General features: G+C 73.4%; 11 protein-coding genes. 6 read left to right on the forward strand and 5 right to left on the reverse strand.

The features are described from left to right. Positions 1 to 55 precede the first annotated feature (55 nt). A complete protein-coding gene (locus AC0QU1_RS11285; protein WP_483576467.1) occupies positions 56 to 1,579 on the reverse strand; it encodes a DUF4832 domain-containing protein in 1,524 nt (507 codons plus the stop codon). Positions 1,580 to 1,746: 167 nt separating this feature from the next. On the opposite strand from AC0QU1_RS11285, the gene AC0QU1_RS11290 reads away from it, so the two are divergent. From AC0QU1_RS11290 to AC0QU1_RS11305, 4 genes are read left to right on the forward strand one after another with little or no spacing between them, the layout of a single operon-like run. Next, entirely contained in the window at positions 1,747 to 2,640 is an 894-nt protein-coding gene (locus tag AC0QU1_RS11290; RefSeq protein ID WP_483576468.1) for a carbohydrate ABC transporter permease, read from the forward strand. After that, positions 2,637 to 3,584 (forward strand): carbohydrate ABC transporter permease, encoded by a 948-nt coding sequence (locus tag AC0QU1_RS11295; RefSeq protein ID WP_483576469.1) that lies wholly within the window; start codon positions 2,637 to 2,639, stop codon positions 3,582 to 3,584. The genes AC0QU1_RS11290 and AC0QU1_RS11295 overlap by 4 nt, the downstream gene beginning before the upstream one ends. Before the next feature lie 60 nt (positions 3,585 to 3,644). After that, positions 3,645 to 4,979 carry an ABC transporter substrate-binding protein gene (locus AC0QU1_RS11300; protein WP_483576470.1) on the forward strand — a complete coding sequence of 445 codons (1,335 nt, stop codon included), beginning with the start codon at positions 3,645 to 3,647 and terminating at the stop codon, positions 4,977 to 4,979. A gap of 19 nt (positions 4,980 to 4,998) precedes the next feature. Continuing rightward, entirely contained in the window at positions 4,999 to 6,522 is a 1,524-nt protein-coding gene (locus AC0QU1_RS11305) for a glycoside hydrolase family 36 protein (protein WP_483576471.1), read from the forward strand. 48 nt (positions 6,523 to 6,570) lie between these two features. Here the strand turns inward: AC0QU1_RS11305 and AC0QU1_RS11310 are convergent, their stop codons facing one another. The 4 genes from AC0QU1_RS11310 to AC0QU1_RS11325 form a co-directional block, all read right to left on the reverse strand. Beyond that, positions 6,571 to 7,728 carry an ROK family transcriptional regulator gene (locus tag AC0QU1_RS11310; RefSeq protein ID WP_483576472.1) on the reverse strand — a complete coding sequence of 386 codons (1,158 nt, stop codon included), beginning with the start codon at positions 7,726 to 7,728 and terminating at the stop codon, positions 6,571 to 6,573. Between the two features lie 50 nt (positions 7,729 to 7,778). Then, positions 7,779 to 8,444 carry a GntR family transcriptional regulator gene (locus AC0QU1_RS11315; protein WP_483576473.1) on the reverse strand — a complete coding sequence of 222 codons (666 nt, stop codon included), beginning with the start codon at positions 8,442 to 8,444 and terminating at the stop codon, positions 7,779 to 7,781. 63 nt (positions 8,445 to 8,507) lie between these two features. After that, positions 8,508 to 9,932 (reverse strand): MFS transporter, encoded by a 1,425-nt coding sequence (locus AC0QU1_RS11320; RefSeq protein ID WP_483576474.1) that lies wholly within the window; start codon positions 9,930 to 9,932, stop codon positions 8,508 to 8,510. Further along, the gene (locus AC0QU1_RS11325) at positions 9,929 to 10,642 is read right to left on the reverse strand and encodes an RraA family protein (protein ID WP_483576475.1); all 714 of its coding nucleotides are present in this window, start codon (positions 10,640 to 10,642) and stop codon (positions 9,929 to 9,931) included. Before AC0QU1_RS11325 ends, AC0QU1_RS11320 begins: the two co-directional genes overlap by 4 nt. Positions 10,643 to 10,775: 133 nt before the next feature. Between AC0QU1_RS11325 and AC0QU1_RS11330 the strand changes: the two genes are divergently transcribed. After that, complete coding sequence (locus tag AC0QU1_RS11330; protein WP_483576476.1) at positions 10,776 to 12,059, forward strand: MFS transporter; 1,284 nt, start codon at positions 10,776 to 10,778, stop codon at positions 12,057 to 12,059. Then, on the forward strand, positions 12,056 to 12,907 hold the full coding sequence (locus AC0QU1_RS11335; RefSeq protein ID WP_483576477.1) for an alpha/beta hydrolase family protein: 852 nt from the start codon (positions 12,056 to 12,058) through the stop codon (positions 12,905 to 12,907). The genes AC0QU1_RS11330 and AC0QU1_RS11335 overlap by 4 nt, the downstream gene beginning before the upstream one ends. Positions 12,908 to 12,920 lie beyond the last annotated feature (13 nt).

Consider the following 12,920-nt stretch of genomic DNA (forward strand, 5'->3'; position numbering starts at 1 on the left):
GGTAAAAGTGTGCCAAGCGACTATCCCGCACTCGACGGGCCATGGAACGGACGGGCTATGGAACGGTCGTCAGGCTGAGGTAGCCCGCCCGGTCCTGGTCCTGGGTCGTGTTGGCGAACCGGAGCGGCGCGCCGCCCGGCATCACGTTGGGCACGTGGAACGCTACGGTGGCGCCCGCCAGGTTCTGGCCCGTGAGGGTCGCCTGCAGCGTCCGGCTCGTGCCGGGCTGGATGCTCGGCAGGTCGGGGTCGACGGCGGTCCGGGCGAGCACCGTGCCGTCGTCGTCCAGGGCGACGAGCTCGGCCGGCCAGTCGCCGTAGAACGGCGCGACGCCGCGGTTGGCCAGCGTGAGCGAGACCGTGGTCCGGTCGCCCTGCCTGGTCACGGTGGCCTGGGTGCCCGCGAGGTCGTACCCGAGGGCGGCCGCCGCGGCGATCGCCCGGGGACGGTCGTCGGCGTCGTAGCCCGTGGCCCAGGCCTGGTGGTTGATGATCCAGGTGGCGTGCGACGCCGTGGTGGCGCCCGCGACGTCGTAGTCGCGGCCCGCCGCGATCTCCTCCGCGGCGTTCGGGCAGTCGAGCGGCTGGGAGAAGATGCACGTCTGCAGCGGTGGGTACAGCTCGCCGCCGATCGGCACGGTGCGCCATGCCTCGCTCATCCCGGCGGCCTGGACCAGGGAGAGGAAGTGCCAGTCCGTGGTGGGCAGGGTCGAGTAGGCGAACGAGTCGTCGTGCAGCCCGAACCCGTGGGCGGCGACGGCGGCGTCGGGGTAGCGCGCCTGGAGCCACGTCTCGTCGAGGGCGGCGTCCCAGGCGTCCCAGATTGCCGCGCGGGTGGCGGTCGACGGCATCCAGTCGATGCCCTCGGGGTTGGTCGGCTCGACGAGCCCGTTCATGGGGTAGGTGTGGCCCTCACCCCAGAAGCCGACGAGCCCGGCCGTGAGGTAGGCGATCCGTGGGTCGCCGTCGTACCGCTGCCCCAGGGCGGCGATGAAGTCGGTGATCAGGTTCCGGACGCGGGGGTCGTCGTAGTCGGGGGAGAAGCTGATCCCGTTGTTGTCCCAGAAGTCGTAGCGGCGCTCCTGGCTGATCCCGTCGGGGCCGAGCAGGTACGCCGGCACTCCCGTCGGCCGGCCGGGGTAGTCCAGGTAGAAGCGCAGGACCGACTGGTGGCCGCGGTCGGCGATGCTGTCGAGGTAGGCCTCCACCCGGGACCAGTCGTAGGTGTTCTCTGCGGTGACCACCGCGTTGACCGGTAGGTAGAACCACTCGAGCGTGTACGGGAACGACGGGTCGGCGGCGTCGAGCGTCTGGCCGGGTTCCGGCGCGAACGGCAGGAACCCCTTGAGCGGGTTGTCCGCCAGCGCCGCCGTCGTCGGCAGGGTGACGTTGGTGGCGTGGCGCGGTGCGGGCCGGGTGCCCGCACCCGCGGGGGCGGCCCCCAGGAGCGCCACGCCCAGGGCGAGCGCACCCGCCAGGGCGGCGACGCCGCGCCGGCGGCGGACCCTCGGCGCCGCGGCGGTGCGGGCCGGTGTCCCGGGTGCTGTGCGTGCTGGTCGTGCTGGTTGTGCTGGTGACATCGCTAGTCCTCCTCAGACCGAGCGTGCTTGACCGAGCGAACGGTGCCGGGAGCTCCCGGCACCGTCATCACACCAGGACGGTCACGAGTTATGCAAGAGGATTGACAGAACCATGTCAAACTGCTTGCCTAATCCCTGTTCCGTGGTGCCCCCGAGAGAGGTTCTCGATGTCGAGAGTGGTGAAGGCGGGCGCCCTGCGCCGGTCCGAGGCCTGGCCCGCCGCCGTCCTGCTGCTGCCCGCCCTGGCCGGGTTCGCCGTCTTCTACGTGTACCCGACCCTGCGCGGCCTTTACTACTCGACGACGGACTTCAACCTGCTCAACGAGCCGAGCTTCGTGGGCGCCGAGAACTTCGCGGCCCTGGCCGCCGACCAGCAGGTCTGGACGTCGCTGCGGATCACGGCCGTCTTCGCGGTGCTCAACCTCGTGATCATGCTCGTGCTCGCGCTGGTGCTCGCCGCGCTCATGCAACGGCTGCGGCTGCGCACCTGGGTGCGCTCGCTCCTGCTGCTGCCCTGGCTGGTGCCCAACGTCGCCATCGCGCTGATCTGGGGCTGGCTCCTGGACGCGAACGTCGGCTTCCTGAAGAACCTGCTCGACGGCGTGGGCATCGAGGGCGTCACGTTCTACAACCCGGACGCCGCACTCTGGATCGTCGTCGTCATCTCGGTGTGGTCCGGCCTTGGTTACACGGCCCTGCTGCTGTACGCCGGGATGCTCCAGGTGCCGGCCGAGCTCTACGAGGCGGGCGCGCTCGACGGCGCCGGCGAGACCCGGATGTTCTTCCGGCTCACGCTGCCCCTGATCCGGCCGGTGCTCGCGCTGGTGCTCGTGGTGTCCCTCATCGGGTCGTTCCAGGTGTTCGACCTGGTGCAGGTGGGGTACGGCAACAACCCGATCCCCGAGGTCCGCGTCGTCTACTACTACATCTACCAGCAGGCCTTCTCGTTCTACCGGATGGGCTACGCCTCGGCGATCGCCGTCCTGCTCGTCGTCATCCTCGGGGCCCTGACCTTCGTGCAGATGCGCCTCATGCGTGCCAACCGATCGGACCTGTCATGAGCGCCGTCCTCGCCCGCCCGCGTACCGGCCGTCTCGACGTCGAGGGCCGCCGCACGGCCGCCGGGCGGCGAGCCGTCGGACCCGGCCGGGCCGTCGCGTGGGCCGCTGTCGCCGTCGCGCTGGTGGCCACCCTGTTCCCCTTCTACTGGATGGTGCGCACGGCATTCACGCCGGCCGCCGAGCTGGTCGAGGACGCCGCGCTGCTGTGGCCCACCGACCCGACGCTGATCAACTTCCAGCGGGTGCTGGGCCTGACCAGCGTCGAGGAGGCCGTCGCGGCCGGCGGTACCGGGGCCGCCATCGACTTCGTGCGCTACACCGCCAACTCGCTCGTCTACGCGGGTTCGGTGGCCGTGGTCCAGACCCTCTCGTGCGCCGCCGCGGCCTACGCCTTCGCCCGGCTGCACTTCCCCGGCCGGGACGCGCTGTTCGGCGTCGTCCTGGCCGGGCTGATGGTGCCGGGCATCTTCACGCTGCTGCCGAACTTCGCGCTCCTGCGCGAGCTCGGCCTGCTGAACACCATGGTCGGCCTCGTCGCACCCGCGCTGCTGACCAGCCCGTTCACCATCTTCTTCCTGCGCCAGTTCTTCCTGTCCCTGCCGCGTGAGGTCGAGGAGGCCGCGATGCTCGACGGCGTCGGCAGCCTGGGCCGGTTCTGGCGCATCGCCCTGCCCATGAGCCGCGGGCCGCTGGCCACGATGATGCTCATCACCCTCGTGGGCATGTGGAAGGACTACCTGTGGCCGCTGGTCGCGGGCAACTCCGAGGCGACGCGGGTGCTGACCGTCGCGCTCGGGGTCTTCCAGCAGCAGTCGCCCAACACGGCACCCGACTGGACTGGCCTCATGGCCGGCGCCACGTTGTCCGTGCTCCCCGTGCTGCTCCTGCTCGTCTTCCTGGGCCGGCAGCTCGTCGAGTCCCTCAACTTCTCCGGCGGCAAGTAGGCGCGCGCCCGTCGCGCCCACCACGGACCGGACGCTCCCGTCCGAACGAAAGGAAAACCCATGAAGAGGACCAAGGCGCTCGCGGCGCTCGGCGCCGCGTCGTTGCTGGCGCTCAGCGCATGCTCCTCCGGCGGCGACGGCGCCGCCGGGCCCGTCACCATCGACTACTGGCTCTGGGACGACACCCAGCTCCCGCTCTACCAGCAGTGCGCCGACGACTTCCGTGAGCTGCACCCCGAGATCACCGTGCAGCTCACGCAGACCGGGTGGGCGCAGTACTGGCAGAACCTGAGCACCCAGATCACGGCGGGCACGGCACCCGACGTCTTCACCAACCAGATCTCCTACTTCCCGCAGTTCGTGCAGAACAGCCAGCTCCTTGACCTCACCGACCGCGTGGCGGCCTCCGACGTCGACCTCGACGCCGTCAAGCCGGGGCTCGCCGAGCGGTGGGTGCTGGACGGCCGGCGGTACGGCCTGCCCAAGGACTGGGACACCGTGGCCCTGCTCTACGACACGCAGGCCGCCCAGGAGGCCGGCTTCACCGAGCAGGAGCTCGCCGAGCTCACCTGGAACCCGGACGACGGCGGCACCTTCGGCGAGCTGATCCGGGCCATGTCGCTCGACTCCGCCGGGCGCACCGGCCTCGACCCGGACTACGACGCCGACGACGTGGTCCGCTACGGCTACTACCCCGAGTGGGCCGACGGCGCCGTCGGCCAGAACGGCTGGGGCAACTTCGCGCACTCCGCCGGCTTCACCTACAGCGACGACGACGGCGTGCCCACCACCTTCAACTTCGACTCCGAGCCGCTGGTCGAGACCGCCGCGTGGCTGCAGTCGCTGATCGAGGACGGGTACGCGCCGCCGTTCGACGAGCAGTCCACCCTCGGCACCGAGGCCGTCATGACCAGCGGCACGGCGGCCTCGACCATCACGGGCTCGTGGACGGCGGCCACCTACCTCGCGGAGGACGCGCCGGTCGACTTCGCCTTCGCCCAGGTGCCCGAGGGGCCGCAGGGACGCACGGCCGCCACCAACGGCCTCGCCGACTCGGTCTGGGCCGGGACCGAGCACCCCGACGAGGCCTTCGCCTGGGTCGAGTACCTGGCCTCAGCGGACTGCCAGGACACCGTGGGCGAGGCGGGCCTGGTGTTCCCCGCGCTGGACTCCGGCACCGAGGCGGCGCTCGCGGCCCGCGAGGCCGCCGGCTACGACTCGTCGGCGTTCGTGGGCGTGGCCGACGCCGGGGAGACCTTCGCCGTCCCGGCCTTCAACAACGCCGCGGAGGTGAACACCGCCGTCCAGGACGCCATGCAGGCCATCGCGCAGGGCGCCGACCCGGCCGAGCGGCTGGCGGAGGCCAACGCGGCGGTCGAGGCGCTGTTCGAGTAGTCCGAGTCGAGGAGATTGCATGTCCGCTGGAAACGACGGCGCCGTCCCGCTGCGTCTGGAGGGCACGGTGTGCGCCGAGCGGCCGAGCTGGGCGCGCCCGCCCGGCGGTACGCCGTCGGACGGGGTGAAAGAGACCTTCCTCAGCGCGTCCCGTGTGTCCCTGCTGCACGGCCTGGCCGGGGGCGACGTGTACCGGAACGGGCAGAACTCCTGGTCGCCGACCGGGTGGCGGCGGCTCGCGGAGCCGCCGCTGCGCGTCGCCGACGCCCGGCGCCGACAGACCGCCGACGACACCGGCTGGGACGACCCGCTGCGGCACCACTCGTCGTGGCTGATGGCGGTGACCGACGGCGCGACGACGCACCTGCTGGGCTGCCTGGAGGGCGACACGCCCCGGCTGCACGCCGACCGGGACGTGCTCGTGGCCTGGACCGAGACCGGCCGGCCCGCTACGTGGGTGCTGTTGACCGGTGGCGAGGAGGAGGTGTTCACGCGGTACCGGGACCTGCTCGCGGACCGGTACGGCGTGCTCGACCAGGACCCGGGGCGGGTGTGGTCGTCCTGGTACTCGCTCTACGAGACCGTCTCGCGGGCCGACGTCGACAAGATCGTGCCGCGGCTGCCCTCGCTGGGGTTCGACACCGTCCAGATCGACGACGGCTGGGAGGAGCTGGTCGGGGACTGGACGCCGAACGAGAAGTTCGCGGCCGGGATGAAGGACGTCGCCACGGCGATCACCGACCACGGGATGCGGCCGGGGCTGTGGGTCGCGCCGTTCATCGCGCTGCCTGGCTCGCGGGTGGTGCGGCGCAACTCCCAGATGCTGCTGCGTGACGCCGACGGCGCGCCGGTCCGCGCCGGGTCGAACTGGGGGAGTCACTACCACACGTTCGACTTCACCCGGCCGGACGCCCGGGAGTTCCTGGTGGACACGGTGTCCCGGATCGTGCACGACTGGGGCTTCCGCTACCTCAAGCTCGACTTCGTCAACGCAGGCGCGGTCGCGGGGGTGCGCGGTGCGGACGTCGACCGCGAGGCCGCCTACCGGTCCGCGATCCAGGCGGTCCGGGACGCCGTGGGGCCTGACGTCTACCTGCTCGGGTCGGGCGCGCCCGTCTTCCCGTCGCTGGGCGTGCTGAACGCGGTGCGCACCGGCCCGGACGTGGCGCCGATGTGGGACAACTACGCCAGCGACGACCCGTCCGACGCCATGGCGCGCAACGCCGTCGTCAACGGCGTGAACCGGCTCTGGCTGCGCGGGCTCATCGGGATCGATCCCGACGTGGTGTACTTCCGGCGCCGGCGCAACCTGCTGAGCGACGAGCAGATGCAGTGGCTGCGGGACTGCGCGGTGCTCTCGGACTTCCGGGCGGTCTCGGACCCGCCGGACTGGATCGAGCCGGCCGACCTGCCGGCGCTGCGCGAGTTCCTGGGCGCAGCGCCCGACACCGAGCGGATGGGCCGGTACCGGTACCGGATCAACGGGCGCCTGGTGGACTTCGGGCCGGCGGTCGACGGCGGGTTGGCCCTCTACCCGATCTAGGCGGTCCGGGCCCGGCGGTGTCCCGCCCGGGCGGAGCCGCGCCCGTGCTCAGGCCCGGGCCCGAGGCCGCTCCGCAGGGAGCAGCTTGTCGGCGTAGAACGTCGCCTCGACGTCGGCCATCGCCAGCCGCACGGCCCCGCGCGCGACGTGGTCGGGCCCCAGCGACGACACCTTGACCTGCGGCATCCGCACCACGCTCTTGCCGAGCATCGCGCCGAACTCGGCGCCCCACAGGTCCGCCCAGGGCGTGTTCCCGCCGCCCAGCACCACGACCTCCGGATCGAGGGTGAGCACGACGGCGGCCGCGCCGGTGGCGAGGTCGCGCGCGTACTGCCACACGCGCTCGCGCGCCTCGGCGTTGCCCTGCCGGGCCTGCTGGAACGTCCACGCGGACCGCTCGCTCTCCCGGAGCGACCGGGGCATGCCGGGCAGCCCCTGCAGGCCGTCGAGCGCGGCGAGCCAGCGGACGGCGGGCAGCGCGCCGATCTCGCCGGCGGCGCCGCCGTGCCCCCGCACGATCCGGCCGTTGACGAGCGCGGCGGCCCCGGTCCTGATCCCGGCGAGGATGTAGACGACGTCGCGGGCCCCGCGCACCACGCCCCACTCGTGCTCGGCGAGCAGGGCCGCCTTGACGTCGTTCTCCACTTGGACCGGGCACGTGAACCGGCGGCCGAGGTGCCCGACGAGGTCCACCTCTGCCCAGCCCGGCAGCGGGCTCACCCACGACGTGCGGCCCTGCGCGTCGACGGGTCCCGTCACCGCCGCGGCGACCGACCAGACCTCCTCCGGGGCCGCGCCCGCCTCGGCGAGCACTGCCTCGACCACCTCGTCGAGCCGGGCCAGCCGGCGCGGCGGGGCCGCCGTCGGGTCGACGGCGAGCTCGTGCCCGGCCAGGACGGTCCCGGCGAGGTCGGTGAGCACGGCGCTGATCCGGTGCACGCCGATGTCGATCCCGAGGAGCCGGCCGGTCTCGGCGTGGAAGCGGAAGCGCTGGGGCGGGCGGCCGCCCTGCCCGTTGGGCACCGGCTCCACCGCGACCACCCAGCCGAGGTCCATCAGCTCGGAGACGATGGAGTTGATGCTCGGGCGGGACAGCCCGGTCGCGCGCACCAGCTCCGTCGTCGTCGACCCGGAGCCCGCGCGCACCTCGCGGAAGGTGCGCACGAGGTTGAGGTCGCGGACCTGGGGCTTCTCAGGGTTCGTCACACCGGCCATCTTCTCTTGCGCGGCGGGCACCGGCCAAAGGCGCGACGGCGCTACAGGCTGCGGATGGCGGAGCGGGCGTGGGCGCGCATGATCCGCTCGGCGGCGTCCTCGTCGTGGGCCTCGAGCGCGTCGGCGATGGCCACGTGGTCGGCGAGGCGCGCCGAGACCCAGGCGGGGTCGTCGGCGTGCTCTGCCGCGCGGGCGAGCCGGTGGTCGCCGTAGATGGCGTAGCTGTCGATGAGGCCGCGGAGCGCCGCGTTGTCGGCGGCCCGCGTGATCTCGGCGTCGAACCGCTGGGCGATCTCGAACCGTTCCCGCAGGGTCAGCGCGTCGCCGCCCGCGCGGTGCTGCTCGATGTAGCCCCGCAGCCGCGCGACGCCGTCCGGCGTGATCTTGCGGGCGGCGAAGCGCGCCTCGGCGCCGCGCAGCATGACCTCGACCTCCATCAGCTCCTGGAGCGTCTCGGCCGGGTGGTCGACCACCTGGAGCCGCCGGGCGCCGACCCGCTCGAAGAGGCCCTCGTGCTCCAGCTTGCCGATCGCCTCGCGCACCGGGGTGGGACTCACGTCGAGCGCCTCGGCGAGCTGCCGCTCCGTGACGCGGCTGCCGGGGGCGAGGCGGCCGTCCGCTATGCCGGCGCGGATGGCGTGGTACACCTGCTCGGCGAGCGATCCCGCCCGGGAGACGCGGGGCAGCGCTTCCTGAAGGTCCGCCATCCTCGCCTCTCTCGTCCTCCCCGCCGTCGCTGCCACCCTACCTCCGCAGGTCCGCGCCCGACGTCAGTCCGAGCTCGGCGTGGGGCCGGCCCCGCCGTCCCGCGGCGGCTCGCGCCGCAGCGCCGGGTCGACGGCGGTCAGCACGAGGGCCGCCGCCGCGAGGCCCGCGATGATCCAGCCCACCACGTGCAGGTCAGCGCTCGTGGGGCCGCGGCCGAAGAGGGGTCCGATCACGCCGGCGGCCGCGATGGCGCCGAGCTGGACGGCGGTGCGGGACATCCCGGCGGCCGCACCCGTCTGCGCCTGCGGGGCCTGGCGGTACAGCGCCACCTGGTTGGACACCGCCGCGAGGCCTTGCGACGGCCCGAACAGGGCCAGCGCGACCAGGATCGCCCAGGCCGGCCAGTCGGCGGAGACCACCGTCAGGAGCAGGCCGCCGACGGCGGGGATCGCCGCGGCCAGCAGCAGCGGGAGGCGCAGGCCGCGCGTGCGGGAAGCGAGCGCGGCGGCGACGCCGGCGAGGACCACGGCGGGCAGCTGCAGCCAGCCCGCGGCGTCGGCGGTGTAGCCCGCCGCCGACTGGAGCCACTGGGTCATGCCGTAGATCACCAGGTACGTGCACGAGTACACGAGGAACAGCCGCGCGTAGGTGCGCACGAGCGCCGGGCGAGCGGCCAGCATGCGGACGTCGATGAACGGCCGTGGGTGACGCCGCTCCCAGAGCACGAGGCCGACAGCCGCCGCGGCGGTCACGCCTAGTAGCGAGTACCGGCCCGGCCACGCGCCGAGCCGGTCCGGCCGCAGGTCGAGCGCCGCCACGAGCCCCGAGCCGATCGCCACGGCGAACAGCACGAGCCCCCACACGTCGAGCCCGGCCCGCCGTCCGCCGTCCGACCCGGGACGAACCGGCCGGTCCCGCGGAAGCCACAGCAGCGCGAGCACGATCGCCGCCGCGGCGTACGGGGCGTTCACCACGAAGATCGACGTCCAGCCGAAGCCCGCCACCAGCAGGCCGCCCAGCACGGGGCCGACCGCCGCGCTGGTCAGGCTCGAGACCGACAGCGCGGAGAACAGCCCGCGCGGCGGCTCGCGCCCCAGGCGCGCCTCCTGCGCCCGGATCGACGCCATGGCCGCGGGGAAGGCGGCCGACGTGCCCACGCCGACGACGATCCGCGCCGCGAGCGCCGCCTCGAACGTCGGCACGACCAGCGGCGCGAGGCCGGCGACCGCGGTGACGGACATCCCGGCGACGTAGACGCGCCGCGGGCCGTAGCTGTCCACGAGCCGGCCCGCGACGGGCTGGGCGATCGCGCTCGCCAGGTACAGGCCGGCCACGAGCAGCACGACCTGGGCGGCCGAGGTGCCCGTGGCGCGCGCGATGGGCACGAGCGCCACCGAGATCATCGTGGTGTTGATCGAGTTCAGCGCCGGCCCGAGCACGAGCGGCGCCGCGAAGCGGGCGCCGAACCCCTCCGCCGGACGGGTCACGCTCCGCGCTCGTCGGTGGTGCCGTAGGTGCGCAGCCGGCGGTAGCCGGCCAGGGTGAAGTCCGGCCCCTCGATGTAGGCGAGGTCCCTGGCCTCGCCGTCGCGCACGCGCTGCACCGCCGCGGGCAGGTCCGCCAGCCCCTCCCACGGCACGACGACGATGCCGTTCGCGTCGCCGTGCAGGAGGTCGCCGGTCGCTATCCGCTCCCCGTCGAGCAGCACGGGGGCGCCCACCCGGCTCAGCTCGAAGTTCGCGTGCGAGGCCACCGTGTAGCGCGCGAAGTAGTGGATGCCCTTGGCCCGGACCTCCGCCACGTCGCGCAGCGCGCCGTCGGTCACGAAGCCGACCGCGCCGAGGCGCTGGGCGAGCGTGGCCATGATCTCGCCCGCGTAGGCGACGCGGCTCGGCGTGGTGCTGGTGTCCTTCATGACGATCACGACGGGGCCGGTCATGGCCTCCAGCCGTTCCCACAGGTCCCAGTAGCCGTCCTGCCGCGCGGGGCGGCCCACGGCGTCGGACACCGTCACGGTCAGGGCGCGGCCCACCATGGTGCCGAGCTCCGGGAAGCCGCACCGGATGCGTCCGCCGACGTAGCCGGCGCCGCGGTCGCGCAGGTCGAGGCGTTCGACGGCGTTGGCGATGGTGGGGCTGTCGACACCGGTGAGGAAGTCGAGGTCGGCCGCGGTCAGGGTGGGTGCGTCAGCGGTCATGTGGGCGGGGCCTCCTGCGTCGTCGCGGGTCGGGTGGGCGGGCCGGGGGCGTCGGTGCCAACCGGTGGTTGCTCCCCGGGCCGTACGTGACCTAGATTCTGCTATAGCAAATAGCAACAGACAAGGGAGTCTGATGAACGCAGCAGTCCCCGCGGAGAGATCCGCCGTGCGCCCCCGGCTGAACACGCGAGCAGCGATGCTTGTGGCCCTTGCCGTCTTCGCGCAGGAGTCGGTCTGGAACTTCTACGACGCCCAGGTGCCCGCGTCGATAGCGCAGTACACGACGAGCGCCGCCCTCATCGGGCTGCTCATGGGCGTGGACAACGCGCTAGGGATCGTGCTGCAGCCCCTGGTCGGGCACCTCTCGGACCGCACGCGGACGAGGTGGGGCAGGCGCGTCCCGTACCTCATCATCGGGGCGCCGGTCGCCGCGGTGTTCTTCGTGCTCATCCCGTACACGGGCTCGCTCGGGGCGCTGGTGGTGTGCATGTTCCTGTTCGCGGTGGTTGCCAACGCGTTCAAGCCGCTCACGGACGCGCTGACGCCGGACTTCCAGGTGCCGGAGCGCCGCAGCCTCGCCAACGGCATCGCCAAGATGGCCACCAGCCTCACCATCATCGTCTCGGCCCTGATCAGCCTGTTCGTGGTGGACCGCAGCCTCGAGCTGGCGTTCGCCATCCCCGCGGTGCTGATGGTGTGCGCCATGGTGATCGTCGCCCTCACCATCCGCGAGACCGGCTCGCCCGGCTACCGCCGTGCGGTCACCGAGGCCGACGCCGACGGCGCGGGCGGCTGGCGGTTCCGCCGCGTCGTGGGCGAGCTCGTGCGCGACACCGACCGCAGCCGCATCTTCCTGCTGCTCGGGATCGTGGCCACCGCGGGGACGTGGGCGGCGATGCGCTCGCAGCTCACGCCGTACGCGATGGAGGTGCTCGACGTCAGCCGCGGCACCGCCGGGTCGCTCACCCTCCCCGCCGGCCTGGCCTTCGTGGCCGCAGCGGTCCCGCTGTCCTTCCTCTCGGACCAGGCGGGCCGCCGCCGGACCATCCGGCTGGGCCTGGTCGTCATGGTGGTCGGCTGCCTGATCGCGTTCGCCCTGCCCAGCCTGCCCATGACGGTCGTCGGGGTGGTCGTCGCGTCGTTCGGCTACGCGGCGTTCTCCGTCAACGGCGTGGTGCTGATGTGGAACCTCGCGCCCAGCGGGGCGGTCACGGGCGCCTACAGCGGCCTGTACGCGGTGGCCGCCGCCGTCGGCGCCTCGGCAGGGCCCGCCCTGATCGGCGGCCTGGTCGACCTGACGGACTGGCGGTACCTCTTCCTGCACTCCAGCCTCGTCGGGATCGTCGCGCTCGGGCTGTTCTTCCTCGTGCGCCGGGAGATCAGCGACGGGCAGCTCGCCGAGGGGGTGCGCGGGTGACGCGCCGGCTCGACGGCTTTCCCGCGGACCACCCCGCCTGGGACCTCCTGCTGGGCGCGACGCCCTACCAGGCCAGCCGCGCTGAGCCGCGGCTCTCCTTCACCACGTACGTCCCGCGGTCCTACCGCGACCGGGCCGAGCCGCTGGGCCTGCTGGTGGCCGTGCACGGCACCGGCCGCCGCGTGGAGGCCACCCGGGACCGGTTCGCCGCTCTGGCCGACGAGCTGGGGCTGGCCGTGCTCGCGCCCCTGTTCCCCGTCGGCCTCGGCGGCCCGGACGACGTCCACAACTACAAGGAGCTGCTCGCCCACGGCATCCGGTTCGACGAGGTGCTGCTCGCCATGGTCGACGAGGCCGCGCGGCGCTGGCGCCTCGACACGCGCCGGTTCGTGCTGGCCGGGTTCTCGGGCGGCGGGCAGTTCGCCCACCGGTTCGCCTACCTCCACCCGCACCGCCTGCGCGCCGTCTCCGTCGGCGCGCCGGGCCGCGTCACCCTGCCGGACGGCGAGCCGTGGCCCCTCGGGCTCGGCGGCGTCACCGAGCTGTTCGGGACGGCGCCGGCTCCCGAGGGCCTCGCGGACGTGCCCTACCAGGTGGTCGTCGGGGACGCGGACCTGGCCGGGGACGTGCTCGCCGCCGTCGCGGCCGACCCGCGCGAGGCGCGTGCCGGCGCCACCCGCCTGGACCGGGCGCTGCGCCTCGCGCGGGCGCTGACCGAGGCGGGCGTGCCCGTGGAGACCACCGTGGTGCCCGGCGCCGGGCACGACGCCGACGCCGTCGCCCCCGCCGTGACCGACTTCGTGCGCCGGGCGCTGCTGTCCCAGCCCGCCGCACCGACCACCCACTGAGGAGAAGAGAGCA

The sequence above is a fragment of the Promicromonospora noduliphila genome, from assembly GCF_056951025.1.

Bases quoted from the DNA above. Each gene is read 5' to 3' on its own strand.
- AC0QU1_RS11285 (WP_483576467.1), bottom strand. From the start codon at position 1,579: ATGTCACCAGCACAACCAGCACGACCAGCACGCACAGCACCCGGGACA.
- AC0QU1_RS11290 (WP_483576468.1), top strand. From the start codon at position 1,747: ATGTCGAGAGTGGTGAAGGCGGGCGCCCTGCGCCGGTCCGAGGCCTGG.
- AC0QU1_RS11295 (WP_483576469.1), top strand. From the start codon at position 2,637: ATGAGCGCCGTCCTCGCCCGCCCGCGTACCGGCCGTCTCGACGTCGAG.
- AC0QU1_RS11300 (WP_483576470.1), top strand. From the start codon at position 3,645: ATGAAGAGGACCAAGGCGCTCGCGGCGCTCGGCGCCGCGTCGTTGCTG.
- AC0QU1_RS11305 (WP_483576471.1), top strand. From the start codon at position 4,999: ATGTCCGCTGGAAACGACGGCGCCGTCCCGCTGCGTCTGGAGGGCACG.
- AC0QU1_RS11315 (WP_483576473.1), bottom strand. From the start codon at position 8,444: ATGGCGGACCTTCAGGAAGCGCTGCCCCGCGTCTCCCGGGCGGGATCG.
- AC0QU1_RS11325 (WP_483576475.1), bottom strand. From the start codon at position 10,642: ATGACCGCTGACGCACCCACCCTGACCGCGGCCGACCTCGACTTCCTC.
- AC0QU1_RS11330 (WP_483576476.1), top strand. From the start codon at position 10,776: ATGAACGCAGCAGTCCCCGCGGAGAGATCCGCCGTGCGCCCCCGGCTG.